Genomic DNA, 25,791 nt, shown 5'->3' with positions numbered 1-25,791 from the left:
TAAAAGAAAATTATAGGACGCTCTGCGGCCATTGAGACTTTGGTATAGCGAAAAAATAGGGAAATTCTTATTAGCTTTGCTCTATTGGGGTTTATTACGTATAAACCAATGTACACATAAACCGTTGCAACATGAACAAAAATTTCAAAACCATCGTATTGGCTACACTCGTCACAGCCTGTCAAAATGAAAAGGCTATTAATCCTGCAGAAGAAATAACGTTATTACCTTATCCGTCCACGGAAAAGGGAAATGTGGCGGATAGCCATTTTGGTACTACCGTGCCTGACCCTTATCGCTGGCTTGAGAATGATACTGCCGCTGACACCAAGGCCTGGGTGACTGAACAGAACAAGGTGACTAATGCTTATCTCGACCAGATCCCTTTCCGTGATGCAATTTACGCCCGATTGGAAAAGCTCTGGAACTACGAAAGGTTTTCCGCGCCGTTTAAAGAGGGAGATTATACCTATTTTTATAAAAACGATGGCCTGCAGAATCAAAGCGTGCTGTACCGCCAGAAAGGTGAAGATGGGACGACAGAGATCTTTCTTGATCCCAATAAATTTTCAGAAGATGGTACCACATCACTGGCCGGTATAGCATTTAGTCGAGACGGTAGTCTGGTAGCCTACCAGATTTCCGAAGGAGGCTCCGATTGGCGTAAGGTAATTGTGATCCGTACAGAAGATAAATCCATTGTCGGCGATACCTTGTTGGACGTCAAATTCAGTGATCTGGCGTGGCGCGGGAATGCGGGATTTTATTACAGTAGCTACGACAAGCCAGTGGAAGGGAGTACGCTTTCGGGAGTAACGGATGAACACAAACTTTATTTCCACACGCTTAATACCCCCCAAGGCGAGGACAAACTGGTTTTTGGCGGCTCTGTGACACCCCGCCGTTATATTGGAGGATACCTCACCGAAGATGAACGATTCCTAATCATTACCGCGGCGAATACCACGAGTGGTGGAGAACTGTATATCCAGGACTTATCTAAACCGGGAAGTCCGATTTTGACTGTCGTCGATAATTTTGAGAAAAACCATGCCGTAATCGACAATGAGGGGGAGCGGCTGTTTATTTATACTAATCTAAATGCACCCAATGGGAAGATCGTAACCGTGGACGCGAGCAATCCCAAGCCCGAAAATTGGGTAGACCTGATTCCGGAGACCGAAAATGTACTCAATCCCGGCACGGGGGGCGGCAAAATATTTGCCAACTACCTCAAAGATGCGACCTCGATGGTGCAACAGTACGACCGCAACGGTAGGCTGGAACGTGCCATCGAGCTGCCCGATGTGGGATCAGCGGCGGGCTTTAGTGCCAAAATGGACGATAAAGAGCTGTACTACTCCTTCACATCCTACGTTTATCCCCCTACAATATTTAAATACAACATTGCATCGGGTACCTCGGAGCTATACAAAGCTTCGGGGGTTGATTTCGATCCAATGAAGTATGAATCCAAACAGGTGTTTTATACATCGAAGGACGGTACGAAGATACCGATGATCATCACCCATAAAAAAGGCTTGGAGCTTGATGGTCATAACCCTACCTTGTTGTATGGCTATGGCGGCTTTGATATCAGCCTTACGCCTTCATTCAGTACATCCAACATTATCCTGCTCGAACAGGGCGGCGTGTATGCGGTTGCGAATTTGAGGGGTGGCGGAGAATACGGTGAAAAATGGCATCTGGCAGGCACGAAGCTGCAGAAGCAGCATGTATTCGACGATTTCATCGCTGCCGCGGAGTACCTCATTAGTGAACGTTATACATCACCCGAAAAACTAGGCATTGCGGGCGGGTCCAACGGAGGCCTATTAGTAGGTGCAACCATGACGCAACGCCCGGAGCTGTTCAAAGTGGCGTTACCGGCTGTGGGGGTGTTGGATATGTTGCGTTACCATAAATTTACGGCAGGCGCCGGCTGGGCGTACGATTACGGCACTGCCGACGATAATGAGGAGATGTTTAATTACCTGTACGCCTATTCCCCTTACCATGCACTCAAACCGGGAACGGTATACCCAGCAACCATGGTCACCACGGCCGATCATGATGATCGTGTTGTGCCCGCGCATTCCTTTAAGTTTGCAGCGCGTTTGCAAGAATATCATAAGGGATCGAACCCGGTGTTGATACGTATTGAAACAAAAGCAGGGCATGGGGCGGGTAAGCCGACGGCTATGGTGATCGCTGAGCAAACTGACAAATGGGCGTTTTTGTTCCAGAACACCGGAACCTCCTATGTTGAATGACAGACAAGCCTATAATGCAATGATAAAAACGATGACGATGAAAATCCAACGAGACGACAACGGTAAAAAAGGGCAGTTCAGTGTCCTGGTCAATGAGGAAGAGGCGGGTCTGATGACCTATACGTGGGCGGGCGATCACAAGTTCATTATCGATCATACCGAGGTAAACCCTGACTTTTCGGGTAAGGGCATTGGTAAGCAGTTGGTGATGGCCGCTGTGGAGTTTGCCCGAGAGAACGACCTCAAGATCTTACCCTTGTGCCCGTACGCGAAAAGCGTATTTGAGCGAACGCCAGAAATTAGGGATGTGCTGTTTTAATCCCAACGCCAATCGCCGCCGATACGCAACGCTTCTTCCAAGTTGTTGTCAAGCATCAATTGCTTGATATCGGTATCCGATAAGCGTTTTATGGGGATTTCAGGGGCATTTGCTAATCCATAGATCAGCATGCTGCTGAACCGTACGGTGTTTTTCATTTCCTGTTCATTGACCAGCTCTAAATTGTCGCAGTCTGCATGATAACAGTTCAGCGCTTCCCGGCTCAGCGTGCCGTCATTGGCACCGCCTGTGGGGATACCTTGCAGCATGAAAGGCTGGTGGTCGCTGTATAACCCCACCTGCGCCGTAAAATTGTTCTTAAACGTAGTGTCTATGGTGGATACGACATGACCGATTTTTTCAAACAGTCCCTTGCTATCCACCAAGTTGGCGTAGAAGCTCTTCGGGTCATTGGTCATGTCAAAATTAAGCATGAAACGGATTTGGTCTATGCTGCCATCGGCCAATGCTTGACGCACATACGTTTTTGAACCCAGCAACCCCTGTTCTTCTCCCATAAACAGTACAAATTCAATCGTCCGTTTGGGCGCGATGCCCAGCGCTTTGAATGTGCGTGCCATGTCGACGATCGAAAAGGCCCCCAACCCATTATCAACAGCACCCTGGGCAAGGTCCCAACTATCCAAGTGCCCGCCTACTACAATTTTTTCGTTTGGCAGTTCACTTCCGGCAATACGTGCGATGACATTCCGGGCATTCATTGTGCCTGTTTTGTTCCTCATTGCGATCGTTGCTTGCTGGCCACCCATGGCAATACGTTCTTTTAATCGATGCCCATCTTCCAATCCGACGCAAACAGCTGGAATGGGTAGCAATTCGCCGGTGATGGATGCTGTGCCAGTGAGCAGTGTGCCGCCGCTCACGCTGTTGAATAAGATAACGCCTTTTGCTCCGTATTTCATTGCCAATGCAGCTTTAGCAGACCGGTGGAGGTTTTTAGTGCCCGGAGGTGTATTGGGAAGCAAGTTCAATGCCGCGAGGACAATTTTGCCTCGGGCTATTTCCGAATTTGCTAGGTAGTCGCTTTCCAGGCCATTTCCTAGGTCTACCAATTCGGCTGTTACATTGGCCGAAGCCGGCGTGCTAGCCAGCGCAACGGCGCTCAACGGTTGCATGCTCCCCGGTGTGCCTACTTGAAGATTGAGGTATTCGCGCGCCCATCCGTTTGTTGAAAAAGGCTGGAAAGAAACATCCGAAAACCCATAAGATTTCAATAAATCATATACATATTGCTCAGCTTTTTCCCCATTGGGAGAGCCGGTGAGTCGATGACCAATCTGCTCAATGGATTCGTCAAGTCGTGCATAAGCTTCTGAATGGTCCAATACTTCCACATTGATCCGCCCGAATACCGTTTCCCATTCGTGCTGTTCCTGCGCCAATAGGTAAGGAGTCGGGATCCCGAGGAGCAAAGCGGACAAGGAAACTATGAAGGGTTTCAGGAATTGGATCATATACTGGTTTCTTCTTTCTTCGGAAAAACGAGCGATGCAATTACACTGAGGGCTAATATGGACACGATTACGATGAGTGAATGTGATGTTGTAAAACCCCAGGCTGTTAGCCAATCGTGCAGCAACATCTTCGATCCGATGAATACCAGCAGGAATGAAAGCCCGGTTTTTAGGTAATGGAATTTATGGATGATATTGACCAATAAGAAGAACATCGAACGTAATCCGAGAATGGCAAAGATGTTGGAGAAAAATACGATGTAAGGATCTTTCGTCACAGCAAAGATGGCCGGAATGGAATCCACGGCAAATATCAGGTCGGTAAATTCGATGACCAACAACACCAGAAACAAGGGTGTAACATATTTCTTCCCAAGTTCTGCGTGAAAAAACTTGCCTTTTACGAATGTCGGATAGACGGAGAAATATTTCGAAGCAAACTTCACTACGGTATGATTCTGCGGATCAATTTCTTCTTCCTGGTTGCGATGGATAAACATCATGATGCCCGTATATACCAGAAAAATCCCGAAAATGTAGAGTATCCATCCAAACTGGCTGATCAGTGCCGCACCCAAAAAGATAAAGAGGAAGCGCAGCACGATGGCACCGATAATACCCCATACCAATACTTTATGGTAATATTGTGTGGGTACGCCGAATGAGCTGAATACCAGTACCATGACGAATATGTTGTCTACGGATAGCGCATACTCCACCACGTAACCGGTAATGTATTCGAGTGCCAGATTCTGTTTATACAGGCTTAAACTCGCTATAAAATCATCAGGTATCAGTCGGATGTTATGGAGGTGTTTTTTTGTGACTTCCTCCAATCGAGCAAAATCTTGAATATCATGAAGTTCGTGCCCCCAAACACGTAAAACTACGTAAAAGCCCAAGGCGAAGGCCACCCAAACGGCGCTCATTATGGCCGCCTGTTTGAAGCTTACAGCGGTATTACTTTTGCTGAAAAGGCCTAAATCGATGGCCAACATGAGTATAATAAAAAGTAAAAAGCCACCAAAGAATAAAAGTTCGTTACTCATATTTATTTGTTCCGTTCAGTTGTATATTTTACCAATTGTTCCAACCCATGCCGGTGCTCACCGGCTGGGAAGTGGGTAAGGATATCGAATGCTTCCTGTTGATAGGCCAGCATCTGCGACGTGGCGTATTCCATCCCCCCATTTGCCTTTACAAAGGCGATTACTTCGTTTACTTTGTGGTGGTCTTCGTTATGATTTTTCACCAAATTGATGATGCGCCTTTTTTCGGATTTGCTAACTTGCTTCAATGCATGGATCAATGGCAGGGTCAGTTTTTTTTCCTTGATGTCGTTCCCTAAGGGTTTTCCCACGTCATCGATGCCAAAATCGAACAAATCGTCTTTGATCTGGAAGGCTATGCCTACTTTTTCGCCAAATCGGTGCATCTGATTGATGGTTGCTTCGTCGGCTCCAGCTGAAGCTGCTCCGCATGCACAGCACGAAGCGATGAGGGAAGCCGTTTTCTGCCGGATGACCTCAAAATAAACGGATTCTTCAATGTCCATGCGCCTGGCTTTTTCGAGCTGTAGCAATTCGCCTTCGATGATTTGTTGCACCGCATCACTAACAATTCTTAGCATCACAAAGTCATCGTTTTTCAAAGATAACTGCATCCCCTTTGCGAGTAAGAAGTCACCAACAAGTACGGCAATCTTATTTTTCCAAAGTGCATTCACCGAAAAGAAACCACGCCGTACATTGGCATTGTCTACCACATCATCGTGCACCAACGTAGCCGTATGCAAAAGCTCTACAAGCGCTGCGCCCCGATGCGTAGCATCGTTGATGGTGCCACATAAGCCTGCCGAGAAGAAGACAAACATGGGGCGCATTTGTTTGCCTTTGCGTTTAACGATGTAATGGGTAATGCGGTCGAGCAGCGGAACCGAGCTTCGCATCGATTCCTTGAATTTATCTTCAAAAGTTGTCAGCTCCCCTTCAATGGGCCTCTGTATTTCGCTTAGTTTGAGCATGTGAAACGGTCGGCAGCCACGAGTGTAATTTGTCTGTTAAAATCGGCGCAAGATACTAAGATAATTTCCAATAACCTATAGTAATGCCACGGATTCTTCCAGCTCGCCATACCATTCTTGGCCATATTTCCGGATGAGCGGCTCCTTTAAAAATGCATATACCGGCACCTTGAGTTCGCGGCCGAAGGAACAGGCCGAATGGCAGATATGCCAACGATCATAGTGTAACGCGTCAAAGTCGGGATATGCGGTAATGCGGATGGGGTAAAGGTGGCAAGAGATGGGTTTTTTCCAATTGATTTCTCCGTTTTCATATGCCTTTTCAATGGCACATTTGGTGATGCCGTTTTCCCAGGTCACGTATGCACATTCTTTATGGCCATCTACGCAGGGTGTGGTCAGATCGCCGTCGGCATCGGTTACGTGGGTACCATATTCCTCCACGGCGGCGATACCCTTTTCGGTCATGTAGGGCTTTACTTGGGGATAGATAGATGCCAGAACCGCTAGTTCGTCTTGTTGCAGTGGTGCACCGGCATCGCCCTCCACACAGCAAGCACCCCGGCATTTGCCAAGATTACATACAAATTCCTCTTTAATCAGTTCTTCGCTTACTAATACAGAACCTACTTCAATCATCATGGTCGGTTGTTTTATGCCATCATTTCGCCTTTTCGCCAAGGGCGTATTTTAAGCCTTTGGCATCGGTCAGTTCTAGGGTTACGGAGCCAACCAAAATCTCTACCTGTGCCTTCACTGGTATGCGGTTGCCATCATTGGTTACCCATAAGTATAAACGGCTGTCTTTTTTAAAAATCCGCCCCGGTTTTATTTCGGGGCTGAATTTCAGGCATTCTAAGGTGCCCAAATTGGTTTTGATGGTTTCTACGCCAACGTATTCGATCCCCAATGTCGCAATTTCATCATTAAGGAAATAAGTGAGTTCGAAAGATTGTCCTTTCTTCACTTGCGACAAATCCAAGTTGCGCGCAAAATAATAAGCCGAAAGGAGATCAAAAGTTTGTGTTGATTTGCTTTTGAAGGTGCCTTTATTACCCTGCACGGTTTTCGTCCGATGGTCAAATCGGACGATGTCTGTACGTCGGTAGTTTCCTTCCCTAATATTTTCGGTATAGTAATGAGGCAGGAAGGTGCGGGAATCAATGTACGAATCGTACCGGTTGTCAACGGTGAAAAAAATGCTGAAAGCGCTGGATGTCCGCCCGCGGGCGGAGAGGTGAAAACTGTGTGGACTACTGAATTTTATTTTTGAATCTTCCACTTTCAGCGTGCCCGTGGCCGCAGAGATCATCCCATAGCGGAGTCGATAGCTCAACTCTTCGCCGGCTTGGAATGCCGGTTCTTTCAGGTAGGGAAGTGGCTGACCATGGGCAAGCAGCGCCACGCTCAGCGAAATCCATATCAAGGCGAGCGTTTTTTTCATGCCCTATGCCATACAAATAAAATGCCGATTTTACCCATATCCTATCCCTTGCGCTTGAAAACAGGAACTGTAGAGCAGGGTTCTCCATACATGATGCTTTTGGCTACTTTGCTCAGCATGGATGTGAATTTGACAAAGGCTGATTCGGGGATGTCAATATCACCACAGCCCTTCACCACCACACGCTGGTCGCGGTAAGTTTCCATATCCAATGTGGCCAAAACCCGCTCAAAGAGCACGGTCTCCAGTGTGGCTGGGTCGCCGAAAACGATATCCTTAGCATAAGGCTCCAAACGATTTGCCAGCAACATATATGCCCATGTAGGGACAATGGCGTCGGCCGTACACGTGATGGCCACGTATTTTCCAAGGTATTGTTGCCAGTCGTGTGCCTTTACAAAATCTCTGAAGTCTTTTTCTCTCAATATCAAACCGTGAAACAGGTTGTCTTTGATATCATATACGACCCGCTCGCCTTGGGGGGCAAACTGGGCAAGGTCTACCGTCACCAAGCCGCTTTGCGCAACTTTATTGACAATGGTTTCTTGTATTTCCATAACAATAAAAATCCGGATAGCAATCGTAGCTACCCGGATACAAAGGTACAAAAATAAAGTTTAGCTTCCGGCTGCTAAAAGAATCGTGCGCGGTTGTCTACGACGTCAGCCTTATCCTGTAAAGCACGGAAAGCCAGGGACCAGGTACGTTGCGATAACGACTGGCTGATCTGTTGCTTCTGGGCGCTCAGGTCGGTCGGTGCCGCGGGATTTACAAAACTGGCAACTTCCACAATATATACGCCCTGTGAACCTCGTATTGGCTTAGAAGGCTGTTTGGGCTGCAACCCGAATACCGTGCCCACCACGGCATTTTCTTGAGCCACCCCCGGTATTACTGGATTGGCAAATACAATATTCTCGGCTAGTGAAGCAGTTTTATTCAGCTTTTGGCCAATTTGTGCAATACTGGTGGCACCGTTAGCGGCTTCGGTAGCCTGGGTTATTAGGTTTTTGGCCTTCACCCTGTTGCGTACCGCGCTTTCCATGTCACTTTTTACAACGTCCAGCGGAAGCTGGCCCTTTTCGCGTATACCGGTTAGCCGGGCAACGATGTAATTGGTTTCCGACTCGTAGATTTTGTCGGTAATATCACCCTTATCGGCATCAAAGGCCCACCTCACAAGTTCACGGGGCACTTCGACGCCCGTTAGCGTGGTTTCCATCGCCGTGATGTCGTCCGCCTTGCGTACAGATAAGCCTTGTTGTGTAGCCGATTCCTGGAAATTAGCTGCGTCTAATTCGCCAAAAAACTGGGTTGCCTTGCTGTAAGCCGAATCCAAAGTCTCCCGACCGCTGTTAACCGGTTTGTCGATGACGGCGGCTTTTACTACCCGTGAAGAACCGATTTGATCATTCACTTTGATGATGTGGATACCAAACTGCGAGGTCGCTATCACAACTTCGCCTTCCTTTGCGTCAAAGGCTGCGTTCTCGAAGGCAGGTACCATCATGCCACGAGCGAATGTGCCCAGTTCGCCACCGTTGATTTTGCTGCCTTCGTCTACGCTAAACTGTACCGCCAATGCAGCGAAACTCTCACCTTTTTCAATCAGCCCTTTGATGGAATCGGCTTTCGCCTTTGCTTTGTCCATTCCGCCCTCGGTAGCCGGGTTGAGTAGGATGTGACTCGCTTTTACCGAATCAGGACCGACTTTGGTATCTACTACTTTGGCGATCTCAAACCTTCCGTTTGCCAGTACCGGTCCTACGGTGGTACCTACTGGCACACCGAATAGGAGGGTATCTAGTGCTGGGCCGAATTCGCCCTGCTTGCGGAAGACGTATGGATATTTGGTATCTGAATTGACCGCTGCGAACAATGAATCCGTTGTCGATTCCGTCAATTGCGCCTTTAGTTCTTCAATGGTAGTCCGTACCCGTGCTGTGTCTTGCGCAGTGGGGCTGGCATCGAAAACGATGTATTCCAAACTGCGGGTTTCTTCGGGATTTTTGAATACACCTTTGTTTTCGTTATAGTATTCCTTATAATCCTGTTCCGAAAGGGTCACCGCGCTATCAGGTACGGAATTATAATCCAATAATACGTATTCGAAATTGGCTAGCTTGTTGCGTTGATTATACTCTTCGGTTGCCTCCAATGACGTTACGTAAACACTGTTATTGATGAGATTGGTGTACTTGGTGCTTGTCCGCTCATCGATGACATTTTGAAGCAGTGCCTCCCATTGTCCGTGTGCCTCATGACCTTGGGGTAGTGCTCCCACTTGCGAAATGAAATTATTAAGTTGATCGCGATCGAACTGTCCGGTCTGCGGGTTGCGGAATGCCTGTTGGATCTGCATGGACGGATTATCCCCCTGAACGAGTTCATTTAGCTCCGCTTTCCCGACGGAAAGACCGATACGTTCAACCTCGCTTTTTAGCAATTCCCGGTTGAGGTATTGGTTCCATACCTGCTGTACGGCGTAGGATTTCATCTGCGGGTTTAGTGTACCGCCCATCTGCTGGCGAAACATCTCGGTGGTTTGGTCTACCTGGGCGTTGAATTCATTGATGTCAATGGCTTCGCCATTGATGCTACCGACTTGGTTTTGATGGCGTGCCCAAAAGGGCGTACCGTAGTTGATGATGTCCCCTAATAAAAACGCAACAATCGCGAAACCGATAAAACCGACGATAACTACACCCGCCCGGTTGCGCAAATAATTCATGAATCCCATAGCCTGTATAAACCTGTTTTTTTAAGCTGTTATTTTTTGTGTCAAATTCTTGTTTTCAGGTGGTTGTCTCCACTTTTTTTAAACGAGGCGCAAGATACGACTTTTATCAAAAAAAGCGCAAAAACTTAAATAAATTGCGATTCATCTATCGGAAAGCCGGCCCTTCGCCATCTTCGAAGATATACAATCCCGTAGAATTCTGCACTTCAATGTTTTCGAAGCTTGCGTCTGACGTAAAGGAAGATCCCATGAAATTGCCCCTGCCGTCTTTGAAGTAGGCTTCGATGGGCACATGATTGTAAAATGTATTGGCTTTTTGGTCGTAGATAAGCTCCTCCGTTTTGATGATAGACCCATCGGCACGTGTGATCACTACATTTCCCCTGAATTCGGTTAACTCTTCTGTCTCCTTTTGGATGGCGTAATCTGAGGTGATGCGCTGTGTTTCCGCGCCGATGTCATCAAAGAAGATAATGGTCACGCCCTTTTGAAACTCGTAGTACGGCTTCTCCACATTGTAGTGCCGCATTTCGGGAGCGGTCATCTGGGCTTTCACCAGCGCGGAATCGCTGTAAACGACGGTTACCCCCTGGGATATATCCACCGGTTCCTCCGCTTGGATGGCAGCAATGCGATCCACTTCTTTCAGGTCTGTTTCACAGGAGGCAAGTAGAATTACACCAAGCGATGCAGGTAGTGTCATGCGGAAAATCTTGCCAACTACGTTCATGACTTATCGTATAAGCGTTCTCTTCCTAATCGTAAGTTGTACGTCTAAACCAACGGTCATTGAGCGTAAACCCTAAATTGAAATTGATGTAGCGTTCACGTACTAAGCTGTTGGAAAGCGTGCCCATTTGGCCGAATTCGGTGGAGAAATTGATTTTGTAAAATGATGTCCCAAATAGGGAAGGCAGCGGAAAACCGAAGCCTACGGTCAAAGCCATTTGGTTAATGTCTTGATTGTCGATATTGATATAGGACTTGTTGTATTTGAATCCAAGGCGGTAATCCACTACGTTCAGGTAATTTACGGATGTAACGTCGGGAGTGATTTGCCCACCCACAGCAAAACCGTAGCTATCAGTCAATTGCGGGTTATGTTCGCCGATCCGGTAACTGCTCCATTTGGCATAGTTCACGTCGCCGCCTACCATCCAGTTGTTGCCTTTGGCTACGCTGAAACCTACACTGTGTTTCATGGGCATGGTGATCCGTTGCTTTGCACCTTCGTAGGTGCCTATGGTATCTACGGGCAGGTTCTCGTAATCGTCTTCCACGCTGGTGGGCGTACGGGTGATTACGCGGGATGCCTTCGTGTTGAGCGGGGTACCGGCGGTGCCCGAATAACCGATGGTCAAACTGACGTTGTTGCCCAACGGTTGGAAGTATTGCGCACCATAATCAAAGCTAAATCCATTAACATATTGGCTGCTGTCTGTCCGCACATTCAATGCGCCCACATCGCCGGGGAATTCCACCGAGTTGATGCTTTCCAGCGTGCCGAATATATAGGAAACATTAGTTCCTACGCTGAAATTCTTATTAATTTGGATTCCATAGCCCAGGTAGGCCTTGGTTGTGCCACCGGCTCCGGCATATACCGTGCGGATATCAGTGGTGTCGATTTTGCCAGGAATAGCGTAACTAAAGCCGACATCCGAAAAAGGCATGATCCCAAAGCTGATGCCGCCCGGGCGGCCTAGTGGAATCCCGAAATTGATATGGCTAAGTGAAAAATTATAGGAGTTTTCTGAAAGTTGGTTTTTGCTGAGTTGTGTAATGTTGCCAAACACACCGACATCAATGGTAGTGAGTGCCAATGCGGAGTAAGATGCCGGGTTTCCTACGTTGATATTGCCATATCCGCTCAGGTAGCGTATACCGGTCGAGATTCCCCCCATGGCACGGCTTTGCGGGAGGAGATCGCCGCGGATCTCCCCCAATCCATACCGTGAATACGGTGAACTGGTCGTTGAGCGCTGCGCTTGCGCCGCTGTTGTAAATAGTAAGAGTGTAACTAGTGCGAAGAAAACGCTGGGAGTGACGTGCATAATGCTATAAGGGAGCTTCGGTATGCGGTGCTGCATGTGCTGATTTAAAACGGGACGACGATGTCGATGAATACTTGTTGATGACAATCAGTTAAAATAATCTAAAAAATGTATGCAAAGCTATCTAATTTTTAGTTGCCGCGGGACATCCTTTTTGTTAAAAAAGGTTAAAACACTGCTTATAAATCAATTAGAAAAATTGGAAATAAAGGATGGTGAGCAATAAAACGGCAAAAACACTTTCGTAAAACCATCGTTTTGCTGCATAAATGAAGTAATAAGTCATGTATATCGCTATGGGAGGGACCGCCAATAGGAAGTGGTTAACGGACCAGTCGGCGTTGAGGTAGAACGAGATGGCCGCCAATGCAAACATGCAAAACAGCAGTTGGAATGACTTGCGGATATGCACAACACTTTTGAAGAGGTTTTGCCGGAGTGTGAAGAAAAACAGCACCAGGATGACGACAACGGGCAACAATACCAGGTAGTCATAAATTTCGATGCGGATAGACGTAGGAAACGGGTAACTAAGCGGGAGCCATATTTCATAAAACGCATCCATACGGTCGAACCAAAAGTATACCACACCCAATAGAAAATATACCGTAGCGAAACCTATGGGTATTGCCAGCCATTCGCGCCAATCAAAAGGGCGGAAGATAATCAGGCTACACCACAGAAGCAGCAACATGATGATGAACGGAAAATAAACCAGGCTGCCCAGGGCGACGATCATACCCAGATCAAACATGAGTGACTTAATTTCGGTGCGCCGGTAGATGCTAAGTAGCTTATCGAGCATCCAGATGGTGAGGAAATTGCAAATCAGTATGGGAGATAATACGAGGAATGGTAGCATCAGGCTCGCCAACGTCATATACATCAATGCAGCCAGAAAGCTCGATCGCCCTACGAGGTTGAAGCGATTAATCACGGTATTGATCAGTAGCGCCTGGACGATGGTGAGCACGAGCGTGATTAGCACATTCGCTTGGGGAGAGATATTCTCTGGCGAGAGCTTACCTGTGAAATTGCTGATAGCCGGCTCGAAGAAAACGGGCATGAGGTTGTCCGGCAGGTGGGTAAATACACCGAGACATAGCACAAGCCCTACGGCAGATAACAACAGAATATTTAAAGGGGTGTATTTCCGAAACTGATCTATCATATTGCATGCCCCACATTGGCGCTACAATTATAGTGGTTAATTTTAAATTTTTTAACCTACCGGCTCCGATTTCAGTAAATCAAGCAGTCTCCTGATGTCGAGTTTGTTGCTAAGGTCGTCATTTTCGGAAACATCCGGCTCTTGGTCGACCGTTGAATAGTCCGCTGCCTGATAGCGGTATATCTGCCAAGCTCCGCGGTGAAATTCCAGCGCAGTCAGGTTCTCCACCCAATCACCCGAGTTGAGGTACGTAACGGTACCCTTTTCGGTTTCTATTGTCCGGATTTCGGGTTGGTGGATGTGACCGCAAATCACATAGTGGTACCCTTTTTCAATGGCTAATGTGGCCGCTGCGATTTCGAAATCATTGATGAATTTTACAGCGTTTTTGATGCTGTTTTTGATTCTTTTGGAAAGACTCATTTTCTCCCTGCCCAGTTTGATGAGCATCCAGTTGACTACACTATTTAATAGAATAAGGCTGTCATATCCGATGGCTCCCAGTCGGGCAAGCCATTTGGCGTGCTGCATCGTTACATCAAAGATGTCACCATGAAAAACCCAAGCGCGTTTTTTTCCAACGCGCAGCGAGAGTTTGTCTGTCAAGGTAAGCGAACCAAGCCTGAAGTCCGTAAATTTACGGAGCATCTCGTCGTGATTACCAGTGAGGTAGATTACGGGTATGCCATCGGCGACGAATTTAAGGATTTTCCTGACCACCTTCATGTGCGATTCAGGCCAGTACCGTTTGCTGAACTGCCAGATATCAATGATATCGCCATTGAGAAGGATCTGTTTTGGCTTGATGCTTTTGAGGTAGCGAAGGAGTTCCTTTGCGTGGCAGCCGTAAGTGCCAAGGTGTATGTCAGAAAGGACTACAAGGTCTACATCCCGTTTGTTCATAGGCGGTGGAGGTTAGTAATCTTCCTCATCATCAAATCGCACATCCACGTATTTGATAAATAAATAAGAACATCCGATCAACGTGAGCACTATTGCGCAAATGGTTATTTCCAGTAGGTATACCATATTGCACAAAGGTGGAGGCGCGAGATTACCTGAATATTAGCAACGCATTAACTTTTCATCATTTTTGCTAAGGCGGCTAGCTTTGGACTCATTCCGATATCTTACCGTCGGTGACGCACCCAGCGGATGCCGACGATACCAACTGTGTATATTTATAGAGTACACCCTGTGTGAATTTCGGTGCAGGCTTTACCCATCGGGCCATTCGCAACCTTAGTTCCTCTTCATTCGCATTTACCGCTATCCGGTTATTGCGCACATCTATGGTAAGGATATCGCCGTCCCTTAATAGGGCAATCGGGCCACCATCGAAGGCTTCGGGCGCAATGTGGCCTACCACGAAGCCATGGGTTCCACCCGAAAAGCGTCCGTCGGTAATCAGTGCCACCGCTTTGCCCAGACCAGCACCCATTATTGCCGCGGTCACCTTCAGCATTTCCGGCATGCCGGGTCCGCCTTTTGGGCCCACATAGCGGATGACGATGACATCTCCTGCTTTGATGAGGCCTTTCTTCACGGCGTCTACGGTTTCATCTTCGCTGTCGAACACCTTCGCCGTACCTTCAAAGAATTCGCCTTCCTTGCCAGTTATTTTGGCCACGGCACCATCAGGCGCTACATTTCCGTACATGATTTGCAGGTGTCCGGTAGGTTTCAATGGCTTATCGATGGGTGTTAGGAGATTCAATTCATTGTTCCAGGGTTTGATGTTCTCAAGATTTTGACGGAGTGTTTTACCCGTCACCGTGAGGCAGTCACCATCAAGTAACCCGCCCTCCAGGAGGATTTTTAAAACAGCGGGTGTACCACCGCTGTCGTGCACATCCTCCATCATGTATTTACCACTGGGTTTCAAATCGGCAATCAATGGCGTGTGATTGCTGATGTACTGGAAATCGTCTAATGCGAGGGGAAGGCCAAATGCCTGTGCAATGGCCAGGTAGTGTAAGACAGCGTTGGTGGAACCGCCTAATGCCATGACGACAACCAAGGCGTTTTCGAGTGATCTTCGGGTCACGATATCGCGCGGTTTAAGGTCCAGTTCGAGCAAGTGTTTAATGGCTGCCGCCGCTGTAACACATTCCTGTTTCTTTTCGTCGCTGGTGGCTGGATTGGACGAGCTGTAGGGCAGCGACAAGCCGAGTGCCTCGATGGAAGAAGACATCGTATTGGCCGTATACATACCGCCGCATGCCCCTGCACCTGGGCATGCATTGCGGATGATCTGACCAAGTTCTTCTTCGTCGATAAGACCCGCTACCTTAGCCCCATAGGCTTCAAAAGTGGAAAGCACATTGATTTTCTTTCCTTTGTGACGACCGGAATGGATGCTTCCGCCATAGATCATCAATGCAGGGCGGTTGAGCCGGCCCATGGCAATCGCCGCGCCAGGCAAGTTTTTGTCGCACCCCATGACGGTTACCAATCCGTCATACCATTGCCCACCCATTACGGTCTCGATGCAATCGGCGATGAGATCACGTGAAGGCAGCGAGAAGTTCATGCCAAACGTACCCATGCTGATGGCATCGCTTACGCCGATTGTATTGAATGTTAATCCGGTTAACTCAACTGTTTTCATCGCGTCTGCCACGATCGCAGCGAGATCGTTGAGGTGCATGTTGCAGGGATTGCCTGCGTAACCCGCACTTGCAATCCCTATTTGGGGTAGTTTGATGGTACGCTCATCTAATCCGATGGCGTGCAACATAGCCCTTGATCCTGGTTGATCCTCATTTTCAGTCAGTTTACGGCTAAATTTATTTAATGGGGTATTCATTAAGTGAGTTGATGTGTTATTAGTAATCAATTAATTGACTTAGTCTGGAATCGTAGTGCCACCGCTGTCGTTCGATAAATAAGCGGCCTCAACTAGGCGCATGGTGTCATAAGCGTGTTTCACTGAAGTGATGTGGGCCGCGGCCGGATTTTCGATGGCGCATAGCAAATCTGCCATGGTAGCCGTGAACGCATCCGGGTACCAAGCACCGGGAATCGTTTCTTCATGCCACGCATTGGATTGATCTTCCGATAGGAAATATTCAAAGTGATCAGCTTCTCCTTCCGGGAAATTGATATTCTTGCCAAGCGTAGCTTTGATGGCTCCCTTTGTTCCTTCCCACTTGACAAATGAATCTTGGTGCTTCAGTCCGAAATCATGGCCATGGTTGGTGTTTACAAATGCACGTACGGGCCGCTCGTAGTCGAAAACGATGATTGAACGGGTAGAGGCCAACTGCATCTGTTTGGGGTGCTGGAAGGTCTTGGCATAAACTTGTTTGGGCATTCCCAAAAAGTATTTGATCATATCCATATAATGGATACTATGGTATAGCATTTCCATTCGTGGTATGCCGAAAAGAAATTCCCAGAGTTCCCAAGGATGGTAAATGTTCATTCGTATTTCCATGTCATGCAGATCGCCGATAGCTCCTTGGTCGATTAGATTTTTTGCTGCGATGATCGAGGGAATGAGTTTCATCTGAAAATTGACGCTGGCCGTAAACTGCTTGGATTCACAAATACGGAGAATTTCCCTGGCTTCATCGAGCGTTTCCCCCATCGGTTTTTGCATCATCACATGGGCACCGAGCGGCAATTGCTTCAGGATATCGATCAATCGGGAAGCTGGTATCGCGATGTCAAACACTGCATCCGAAGGCGCGTTGCGAATAAGTTCATCTAGAGACTCGTACACTGCTGGAATTTCAAATAGCGACGCCACCCGCCGTGCTTTTTCCGGCTGAAGGTCGTATATGCCGAGAATCGGCCAATTGGCTTTTCGGTAGGCGGGGAGGTGGGCTTCTTCCATAATGCCTCCCGCACCGATTATCAGAATGGGGTGCGCGGTAGATGGCCGTCTAAAATCAGTGGTTAGCGTATACCTGTTCATGCGTATTCTTCGATTTGATAGAAGTCCAGCGCATTTTGATAAAACACGTGATCAAGGTCGTCGGGGGCAAGTTTATGGCACAATTGCAGTGCCGTGTCAAACCAACGTCCATAGCTTGATGCGAGTGTTACTACTGGCCAATCACTGCCGAAAGCGATGCGTTTTGGGCCAAAAAACTCCAGTATAAGATCGACATAGCGTTGCAAATCGGCGATTGTCCAACGGTTCCAGTCTGCTTCCGTAACCAAGCCGGAAAGCTTGCAATAGACTTGGGGATTTTTGGCAAGTTCCATCATGTGGTGTTTCCATTGCGTGAACGCTTGGGTGCGGATCGCTGGTTTGCCAAAATGATCCAACATATAGCGAACATCGGGTGCGGCTTGCACGAGTTTCACGGCAGCCGGTAGCTGATTGGCTTTCACACCTAGGTCAAAACTTAGCTTATATTGGTGCAACAAGCCCATATTGGATACGAAAAGCGGATTGCTATACAAAGAGGTGAAATCCTCTTCCAGCCTACGGATGCCTTTGACCAATTTGTTGGCTATAAGTACCTGCAATTTTTCGGCCGCATCAGCGGCCTCCAACGGATAGTATGCGACGATCCCGCTGATGCGGCGGTCGTGCGTAGCGAGCTGTGTTATATAATCTACCTCGGTTTGGTACTCACTAGGTAGGCACTCGCATTGAAGAAATATAATGTTCGATACGGCTATCCCCTCCGTCGCTGTTTCATAATCTGGTAGCCCGAGAGACTTTTTGATAGCCGGTACTTCATCTAGCCACGGATAACTCATCTTCGAAAGATCCCAGAAATGTACATGGGCATCTGTGATTCGGCGATTGGTATAGCTGGTGTTCAATGTAATCATAAAAATTTTTTAAAGGTATAAGTAAAATGAGGTCGGCAATGATATCGGATTAACCAGTATCAATACGAATTTGATTTAATGACGGATTGTTAATCTATTTGTATTACTTTCGGTATTTAATTGATTGGAAAGTAATAAAAGTAGTAAATTATCCATCAATATAATATATAAATAATAGCGATCCATAAACTCATACGTCATCATGAAGCCCATTTATGCCAAACCTCCGTTAGGTAGCCGCGCGGCTTTCCAAGTTAGGAAAGATTATTTTGATATGCTTGATACAAAGTGGCATTACCATACGGAGTATGAATTAGCCTACATAAACTACCCGCATGGCAAGCGGATTGCGGGTAACAGTATCGCAACCTTTGAGGGCGGTGATTTGGTATTCTATGGTCCCAACCTTCCCCATGCATGGTTGCATGAACCGATGGTTGGCACGGAAGAGGGAGCGGCTTACAACGCGGGGCTTTCGCACAGTGCTATTGTTGTACATTTCAGTGAATCTTGCCTAGGTGAATCTTTTTTTGCCATTCCGGAAATGAGTGCAATCCAGGCCATACTCAAGAAAAGCACGCGTGGCTTGGTGATCTATGGTGAAGCAAGGAAGCGTATTTCGCAATGGATGACCAAGCTGGCGGACGATACCGGATCGAGGCGAGTCATTCTGTTACTTCAAATTCTGGAGGAATTATCTACCACCAAGGAGCATGACTTGCTTTCATCGGCTGGATACTGGGATAACCTCAATGACCATGATGCGATGCGTATGAGTAGTATCTATGAGTACATTCTCCAGAATTTCACAAAGGAGATCGCACTAGACGATATGGCGATGCAGGCTCATATCTCCCCTTCTGCTTTCTGTCGGTATTTCAAGGCACGGACCAAGCGTACACTAAAGGAGTTCATCAATGACCTCCGCATCAATTATGCCTGTCAATTATTGGAAGAAAATCGGCATAGCATCACACAAATCTGTTTTGAAGTAGGATTTAATAATATATCCAATTTTAACCGTCGATTCAAAGAGATAAAAGGGATTACTCCGCAACAATACCGCATTAATATCGTGGGTGTACACCATAACAATATTAAATAGCCATCTTATCGGTTAATCCAGTCCTAACCTTAGTCAAAAGCGTATTGATAGTGGCCAAATCCGTACTGGTCTGCTTGGTTGCTTCTACCTTTCTTTGTGTTTAAATTATAACCCTGATTAATCGATGAAGTATGTAGAGCCAGAGGCGGCAATTCGCACCAGATCATCTGTTACCTTGTTTGAGCGTTGTGGTTTTTACCCTGAATCATTGCCATTTGCTGCTTGTAAATCGATAGGTGAACCAAACGAATAAATTAACCTTTTATGAAGAAAATACGTATGTTTAAATCTTTACTCTTAGCTGTGCTCTGTGGATTAACGTTCAGTTTTTCCCTTTATGCACAGGTCGTGGTCACCGGTACGGTGACCAGCGAAGACAACAGTCCGATTTCGGGTGTTTCGGTACAAGTTGTAGGAACAACGGGCGGCACCACTACCAGCGATAATGGAACGTATACCATTTCCGTACCCGATGCAAACGCGGTTCTTGCTTTTTCGTTTGTCGGGTATTCATCACAGGAAATTACCGTGGGTACACAACGCGTTATTAACGTCACCTTACTGGGGTCGGCCACTGAACTGGAGGAGGCCGTCATCGTAGGGTATGGTACGCAAAAGAAGGCGAGTGTAGTGGCAGCGATTTCCACCATGGATGCCGCGGGATTAAGACAGACACCGGCTTCTAACATTGGTATCGCGCTTGCGGGCCGTTTGCCGGGGTTGACTGCCATCCAACGCTCCGGAGTTCCCGGTGGCGAGATGATGGAGTTTTATATCCGTGGCCGAAGTACCGTCAATGGCCAGCAACCCCTCATCCTCGTAGATGGTGTGCCGAGAGATTTCACGGCGCTTGATCCACGAGAGGTCGCAACCATTTCTGTCTTAAAGGATGCATCGGCTACGGCCGTGTACGGTGTGCGGGGGGCAAATGGTGTTATTCTCATCACAACGCGCCGTGGGCATTCGGGCAAACCGATTATTGATCTAACGGCGGAGCAGACCTGGCAGGCGCCCACCCGTATGCCCCAGATGGCCAACGCGTATGATTACGCGTTGTTGCGAAATCAGGTCGAGGAACAGAATGGACGGCAGTCGATTTACGATGATGTTGCTTTGGAACACTATCGGTTGGGTAATAGCCCCGACTTATATCCTGTACGCGACTATGTAGGTGATTTCATGAAAGAAGGATTTCCCATGCGGAGGTTGAACGTCAATGTGAGTGGGGGTAATGACCGGATGCGTTACTTCACCACCGTTGGATACCTCTTTCAGGAGGGGATTTTCAAAACAGAAAAGTTTGACGAGTACGACTACGACCCCACGTCCAAGGCCAATCGGGTCAACTTCCGTTCAAATTTCGACATCGATATCAATAAATCGTTGAGCATGTTCCTGAATGTAAGCGGATACATGCAAAAGAAAAATGACCCCGTAGTGGTGCCAAATAATGGTGCCTACTTAGACGATGTCAATGCATATTCCGTGGTGATCGGTTCGTTGCTCCAGACACCGAGCAACTATCACAACGACCTGACTCCGGATGGGGAAGTGTTGTCCACTCCACTGAAAGGTGGGAATATCAATAATGTGCCTTACGGCATGCTTAATAGGTCTGGCTTCCGCAATACATTGACCAACCAGGTCACCGCGAGTTTGGGTGCAGAGCAGAAGCTTGATTTCATAACCGATGGATTATCTGCAAAAGTGGTGGTGTCCTATGATGCGACCTCCATCAACCAACAGGTCAGGCAGCGGACCTATCAGCTCTACGAGGCAAGGCCGGATCCCGACGACCCCACTGGTGTAATCTACCAGCCGACAGGAACCAATACAAACAGCAGTTTGTCCGACAGCCAAAATCAATCGCAGTGGAACATGACGAATATCGATGCGTCGTTCAATTACAGCCGCACGTTCGGTGCGCACGATGTGACTGGGTTGCTCTTATTCAATCGGTATCAACGGGTAATTAATATTGAACTTCCTTACAATTATGTGGGATATGTAGGTCGTGCCACCTATGGCTATGACAACAGGTACCTCGCGGAAGTTAATTTCGGGTATAACGGATCAGAGCAATTTGCGCCTGGCCATAAAATGGGCTTTTTCCCGTCCGTTTCCGCTGGATGGGTTGCATCGGAAGAGGATTTTATCAAAGATGGGCTTCCTTGGCTTTCGTATGCTAAACTGCGTGCTTCCTATGGTCAAGTGGGTAATGATAACATGAACGGCGCCCGCTTTGCTTTCCTTACGCTGTGGAACGGTAGTTACGAATCGCAGATTGGAAATAACGAATTGGCATGGGAGAAAGCAAATAAGTCCAACATCGGATTGGAAATGCGCTTCTTCAACAATTTCAGTTTGGAGGCGGATGTTTTCTATGAGAAACGCGACAATATTTTGATTTCGGCAACGGGGCTTGTGCCGACGGGTATGTTTGGTACTGGAGGCGTATTCGTCTCCGGTATCCTCCCTCGGGTGAATGCCGGTAAGATTGAGAATAGGGGGTTTGAATTGGTCGGTGGTTATCAAAAATCCTTCAATGCCGATACACGCCTCGATGTGCGAGTGAATGGCGCGTTCAACCGCAACAAAGTGCTTTACCTGAGTGAGGTGACGCTCCCTGAAGAGTATGCGTACAACCTTCGGAGTACCGGCTACCCACTGGGACAACAATGGGGATATAAAACAGCCGGTTTTTTTAATTCGCAGGCCGAAATCGACAACTGGTATGATCAGTCGCCCGTTGGCGCTAACCCAAAGGTAGGCGACTTGAAATATATGGATATTAATGGCGACGGTGTGGTGAGCGAATTTGATATGGCGCCAATTGGCGCTCCCGAGATGCCCGAATGGACATTCGGTGCGGCATTTAGTTTCCAGACCAAGGGGTTCGATATCAGTATGATGTGGCAAGGCGTAGCCAATCGGAGTTATTTTCTGGCAGGGCAGCGGATTTGGGAAACCTACAATTTCAACGAATGGCACAAGGAGGCATGGAGCCAGGAACGCTATGACGCAGGATTACCCATTACATATCCTCGTCTTGATCCCGGAAGCAACGCCAGCAAGCTGCCTTCAGACTTTTGGTACAGGGATGGAAGCTACATCCGGCTGAAGAACGCGGAAGTGGGGTATACGCTTCCAGAAGGACTATCGAAAAGGATAGGAGCCACATCGGTACGGCTTTATGCCAACGGACTTAACCTATTGACTTTCGATCGGTATCCCGTAAAATATCAGGACCCTGAACAAAATAACGAGTTAATGTATCCTGTGTTCAAAGCTTATAACTTCGGACTGAACGTAACTTTCTAAAATAACGAAATCATGAGACAAGGAATTTCAATTTTCATTATAGCGCTGGTGACTTTTTCCCAGTATGGTTGCGAAAAAGTGCTGGAGAAAACGCCCGATGGTCAGACAACGATCGATCAGGTATTGAACAATTACAACCGTAGCAAGGGGCTCATCGATGCCGCCTATGGTGAAATCTATCAGGCGAGAGACCAGATCTCTTTCGTGATGAACCCCATAGAAACCTTGACGGACAATGCATTTTGGGCAGCCACCTTTAACGCGTATGAGTGGCACAATGGCTCACTGTCACTTTCCAATCCGGTCATCAATTGGCCTTGGGCTTCTCCGAGCGAGCAGCTATGGCCCGATTTCTGGCGGGGTATCCGGTTAGCGAACAATGCAATAAAATATTTGCCGCAATCAACGGTGATTACCGAGCAGGAGCGAAGAACATGGATAGCGGAAGCAAGGGTGCTACGCTGTTGGTATTACTTGAACCTGTTGGAATTCTACGGGCCGATGCCCTGGATAACGGAGCCTTTCGAACCGACTTACATGGGGTGGAACGAACTCACGAGGCCAACTTACGATGAGATCGCCTCACAAATCGAAGCAGAATTACTCGATGTGATTAATTCGGGGATTTTGCCTGAACGCCAACCATCACAAGATGCGCGTAAGGTTGATAACGGCATCGCTTATTCAATCCGTGCACGTGTGTTGCTCTACAATGCGAGTCCGCTCAACAATCCGGACAATAATCAAACCAAATGGCAGCGTGCGGCCGATGCGGCAACCGATGTAATTAACTTACCCAGCTACAGCTTGGTGAGCATGGAAAATTACAAAAGGCTATTTATCGGCGCTCATGCCACGCCAGTGACCGAAATCATTTGGCGGGCATGGTCCGATAATTCCCATATCAACAATGCCAATGGCGTTGATGTGGGAAGTTATCCCTACGCCAGCATCAACCATTTGTGGAATTGCGGCGAATCTCCCACTCAGGAATTAGTGGATGCCTTTGAAATGACCAATGGCGCATTGCCCGTCACCTACGACGATGAAACGCATACCCGGGTGTCGGTTACGCCCGGCGCAGCCGAACTGGGATATAGTGAAGCAACAGGCGGTGACCCCTATGCTAACCGCGATGCCCGTTTTTATATCAATATCGTCCACAATATGATGAATTATGGTGTGCCGTATAATTGTACCGAACCCTATATCATTGAAACGTTTGTAGGAGGACGCAACGGTTTCAATGACGTAATCTCTCAGGAAACGCAACGGTCGTGTACCGGCTACTATAGTGGTAAAGACAAACAGGTTAAATTCTGGGGGCCGGGTGGCAGCCAAGGCCATGAGCCTACGCATTGGGTGTTTTTCCGCCTAGCGGAATTCTACCTGCAAAAGGCCGAAGCCCTTTGCGAACTTGGCGACCTGGAAGGCGCCATGGCCGCACTGAATATCATCAGGGAGCGTGCTTTGCAACCGAGGATCCAAGATGTACCCGGTTTTACCAATTCGCAGGATTTTGTCCGCCAGCGTATCCGCAATGAGCGACGCGTAGAGTATTGCCTCGAAGGGCAGTACCGATTTAATGATCAGCGTCGTTGGAAGGTTCTAAACGAAACCAACCGTTTTGTTACTGGAATGCGGATTACCAAAGGTGAAGATGGCGAATTCAGTTACGAACGGAAGAAAATCCGTGATTACCAGTCATATACCGACAAATATCTGGTGATGCCAATTCCGCTGGAAGATGCCAAGAAGATGGCAGGATTGATCCAGCCTGCGGCATGGCAATAAATGTAAAGCAGGGCCGAGGTCAACGAAAGATAAACAATTAGCGATTTTTACATGCAGCAGAAGAGTACGCTAGCGAGTCGGAAAGAAACCTATTTTTTTCCGCTAGTCATGGTTACCACCTTATTTTTTATGTGGGGCCTGGCTATTAGTATGCTTGACGTGCTGAATAAGCATTTTCAGGATGTATTGGCGGTATCGAAGGGTCAATCGGGGCTCGTGCAGTTTGCGGTTTATGGTGCTTATTTTCTGATGGCCTTACCAGCTGGCTATTTTATGCGGCGTTTCGGTTATCAGCGGGGGATATTGCTAGGGCTTTCGTTATACGCGCTTGGGGCTTTCTTGTTTTACCCGGCAGCCCAAGTGGCAACGTTCGGCTTTTTCCTCACCGCCTTATTTGTAATTGGGTGCGGATTGGCTATTATCGAAACAGCCGCGAATCCCTATGTGACCGTATTGGGAAACCCCAACGGAGCGGTATTCAGGCTTAACCTTGCCCAATCTTTTAACGGCCTAGGTGTGGTCTTGGGGCCACTCATCGGTGGGCTGGTATTGTTTACAGCGGGTAGCGCCGACGAAGGATTGACATCCGTACAACAACCATATTTAATTATAGGTTGTGTGGTACTAGCCTTGTTTGTTGTTTTTTCGTTGGTAAAACTACCGGAGATTACCGCAACGGAGGAAACCGCCGTGGAACAATCGGCGGACGCCTCGAAAAAGTTATTCCAACACCGGCACTTTGTGTTTGGATTAGTTGCACAGTTTTTTTACATCGGGGCTCAAGCTGGTGTGTGGGGCTTTTTCATTAACTATGTGGCGGATGAAGTACCCGGAATGACCAACAAGACAGGCGCTTTCTACCTCACTGCCGCAATGGCACTATATACGGCAGGTCGATTTCTGGGTACTGCACTGTTGCGGTATGTATCACCTACAAAGCTATTGGCAGGCTACGCATTGATCGCTGCGCTATCCATGGTTACCGTGATGCTTAATTTGGGTTTGATATCCATCTATGCACTGATGCTTAGCTGTTTTTGTATGAGCATCATGTTTCCCACTATTTTTGCATTAGGACTGAAAGGGCTGGGAAAGGAAACCAAACAGGCGGGCTCTTACATGATCATGAGTATCGTAGGTGGGGCATTGATTCCGCCCATTATGGGCTTGCTTGCCGATGCCGCGATGACGTCAATGGCTTTTGTGTTGCCCTGTTTCAGTTTTATGGTAGTATTTTGGTACGCGCGTTGGGGTCATAGAATTTCTGCAGGGTAACTA

At 47.6% G+C, this 25,791-nt stretch carries 20 protein-coding genes; 6 read left to right on the top strand and 14 right to left on the bottom strand.

Annotated features, from left to right (window positions below; all coding sequences use genetic code 11):
* Positions 1-131: 131 nt before the first annotated feature.
* Both IEV98_RS00680 and IEV98_RS00675 read left to right on the top strand, forming a co-directional pair.
* Positions 132-2,273, top strand: a complete 2,142-nt coding sequence (locus IEV98_RS00680; RefSeq protein ID WP_188504021.1) for a prolyl oligopeptidase family serine peptidase — start codon at positions 132-134, stop codon at positions 2,271-2,273.
* Between the two features lie 37 nt (positions 2,274-2,310).
* The gene (locus IEV98_RS00675) at positions 2,311-2,592 is read left to right on the top strand and encodes a GNAT family N-acetyltransferase (protein WP_188504020.1); all 282 of its coding nucleotides are present in this window, start codon (positions 2,311-2,313) and stop codon (positions 2,590-2,592) included.
* Here the strand turns inward: IEV98_RS00675 and IEV98_RS00670 are convergent.
* From IEV98_RS00670 to IEV98_RS00605, 14 genes are all read right to left on the bottom strand, one after another.
* Positions 2,589-4,067, bottom strand: coding sequence for a M28 family peptidase (locus IEV98_RS00670; RefSeq protein WP_188504019.1), 1,479 nt, complete (start codon positions 4,065-4,067; stop codon positions 2,589-2,591). The genes IEV98_RS00675 and IEV98_RS00670 overlap by 4 nt on opposite strands.
* Positions 4,064-5,116, bottom strand: coding sequence for a TerC/Alx family metal homeostasis membrane protein (locus IEV98_RS00665; protein WP_188504018.1), 1,053 nt, complete (start codon positions 5,114-5,116; stop codon positions 4,064-4,066). The genes IEV98_RS00670 and IEV98_RS00665 overlap by 4 nt, the downstream gene beginning before the upstream one ends.
* Positions 5,117-5,118: 2 nt before the next feature.
* Positions 5,119-6,090: a polyprenyl synthetase family protein gene (locus IEV98_RS00660; RefSeq protein WP_188504017.1), complete on the bottom strand. Its 972-nt coding sequence runs from the start codon at positions 6,088-6,090 to the stop codon at positions 5,119-5,121.
* 75 nt (positions 6,091-6,165) lie between these two features.
* Positions 6,166-6,729, bottom strand: a complete 564-nt coding sequence (locus tag IEV98_RS00655; RefSeq protein ID WP_188506050.1) for a DUF3109 family protein — start codon at positions 6,727-6,729, stop codon at positions 6,166-6,168.
* 22 nt (positions 6,730-6,751) lie between these two features.
* Entirely contained in the window at positions 6,752-7,534 is a 783-nt protein-coding gene (locus IEV98_RS00650) for a DUF3108 domain-containing protein (protein ID WP_188504016.1), read from the bottom strand.
* A gap of 41 nt (positions 7,535-7,575) precedes the next feature.
* A complete protein-coding gene (locus IEV98_RS00645; protein WP_188504015.1) occupies positions 7,576-8,091 on the bottom strand; it encodes a DUF2480 family protein in 516 nt (171 codons plus the stop codon).
* 74 nt (positions 8,092-8,165) lie between these two features.
* Positions 8,166-10,274, bottom strand: a complete 2,109-nt coding sequence (locus IEV98_RS00640) for a peptidylprolyl isomerase (protein ID WP_188504014.1) — start codon at positions 10,272-10,274, stop codon at positions 8,166-8,168.
* Positions 10,275-10,419: 145 nt separating this feature from the next.
* Positions 10,420-11,004: an LPS export ABC transporter periplasmic protein LptC gene (lptC, locus tag IEV98_RS00635; protein ID WP_188504013.1), complete on the bottom strand. Its 585-nt coding sequence runs from the start codon at positions 11,002-11,004 to the stop codon at positions 10,420-10,422.
* A 25-nt stretch (positions 11,005-11,029) separates the two neighbouring features.
* Positions 11,030-12,364, bottom strand: coding sequence for a BamG family beta-barrel-assembly machinery protein (bamG, locus tag IEV98_RS00630; protein WP_188504012.1), 1,335 nt, complete (start codon positions 12,362-12,364; stop codon positions 11,030-11,032).
* Between the two features lie 154 nt (positions 12,365-12,518).
* Positions 12,519-13,499: a DUF6427 family protein gene (locus tag IEV98_RS00625; RefSeq protein ID WP_188504011.1), complete on the bottom strand. Its 981-nt coding sequence runs from the start codon at positions 13,497-13,499 to the stop codon at positions 12,519-12,521.
* Between the two features lie 51 nt (positions 13,500-13,550).
* Positions 13,551-14,402 (bottom strand): UDP-2,3-diacylglucosamine diphosphatase, encoded by an 852-nt coding sequence (locus tag IEV98_RS00620; protein ID WP_188504010.1) that lies wholly within the window; start codon positions 14,400-14,402, stop codon positions 13,551-13,553.
* A gap of 214 nt (positions 14,403-14,616) precedes the next feature.
* Complete coding sequence (ilvD, locus tag IEV98_RS00615) at positions 14,617-16,308, bottom strand: dihydroxy-acid dehydratase (RefSeq protein WP_188504009.1); 1,692 nt, start codon at positions 16,306-16,308, stop codon at positions 14,617-14,619.
* A 39-nt stretch (positions 16,309-16,347) separates the two neighbouring features.
* On the bottom strand, positions 16,348-17,421 hold the full coding sequence (locus tag IEV98_RS00610) for a Gfo/Idh/MocA family protein (protein WP_188504008.1): 1,074 nt from the start codon (positions 17,419-17,421) through the stop codon (positions 16,348-16,350).
* Complete coding sequence (locus IEV98_RS00605; RefSeq protein ID WP_188504007.1) at positions 17,418-18,293, bottom strand: amidohydrolase family protein; 876 nt, start codon at positions 18,291-18,293, stop codon at positions 17,418-17,420. Before IEV98_RS00605 ends, IEV98_RS00610 begins: the two co-directional genes overlap by 4 nt.
* 202 nt (positions 18,294-18,495) lie before the next feature.
* Here IEV98_RS00605 and IEV98_RS00600 point away from each other — a divergent pair, with 202 nt between their 5' ends.
* The 4 genes from IEV98_RS00600 to IEV98_RS00585 all read left to right on the top strand — a co-directional run bounded on the left by IEV98_RS00600 (position 18,496) and on the right by IEV98_RS00585 (position 25,788).
* The gene (locus IEV98_RS00600; RefSeq protein ID WP_188504006.1) at positions 18,496-19,398 is read left to right on the top strand and encodes an AraC family transcriptional regulator; all 903 of its coding nucleotides are present in this window, start codon (positions 18,496-18,498) and stop codon (positions 19,396-19,398) included.
* A gap of 264 nt (positions 19,399-19,662) precedes the next feature.
* Positions 19,663-22,719, top strand: a complete 3,057-nt coding sequence (locus IEV98_RS00595) for a SusC/RagA family TonB-linked outer membrane protein (protein WP_229738493.1) — start codon at positions 19,663-19,665, stop codon at positions 22,717-22,719.
* Positions 22,720-22,731: 12 nt separating this feature from the next.
* Entirely contained in the window at positions 22,732-24,513 is a 1,782-nt protein-coding gene (locus tag IEV98_RS00590) for a RagB/SusD family nutrient uptake outer membrane protein (RefSeq protein WP_188504005.1), read from the top strand.
* Between the two features lie 51 nt (positions 24,514-24,564).
* Positions 24,565-25,788 carry a sugar MFS transporter gene (locus IEV98_RS00585; protein ID WP_188504004.1) on the top strand — a complete coding sequence of 408 codons (1,224 nt, stop codon included), beginning with the start codon at positions 24,565-24,567 and terminating at the stop codon, positions 25,786-25,788.
* Positions 25,789-25,791: the final 3 nt, after the last annotated feature.

The sequence above is a fragment of the Parapedobacter pyrenivorans genome (genome assembly GCF_014636865.1).
In the GTDB taxonomy this organism is placed as follows: Bacteria; Bacteroidota; Bacteroidia; order Sphingobacteriales; family Sphingobacteriaceae; genus Parapedobacter; species Parapedobacter pyrenivorans.
This window is presented reverse-complemented; position numbering and strand designations above follow the sequence as displayed.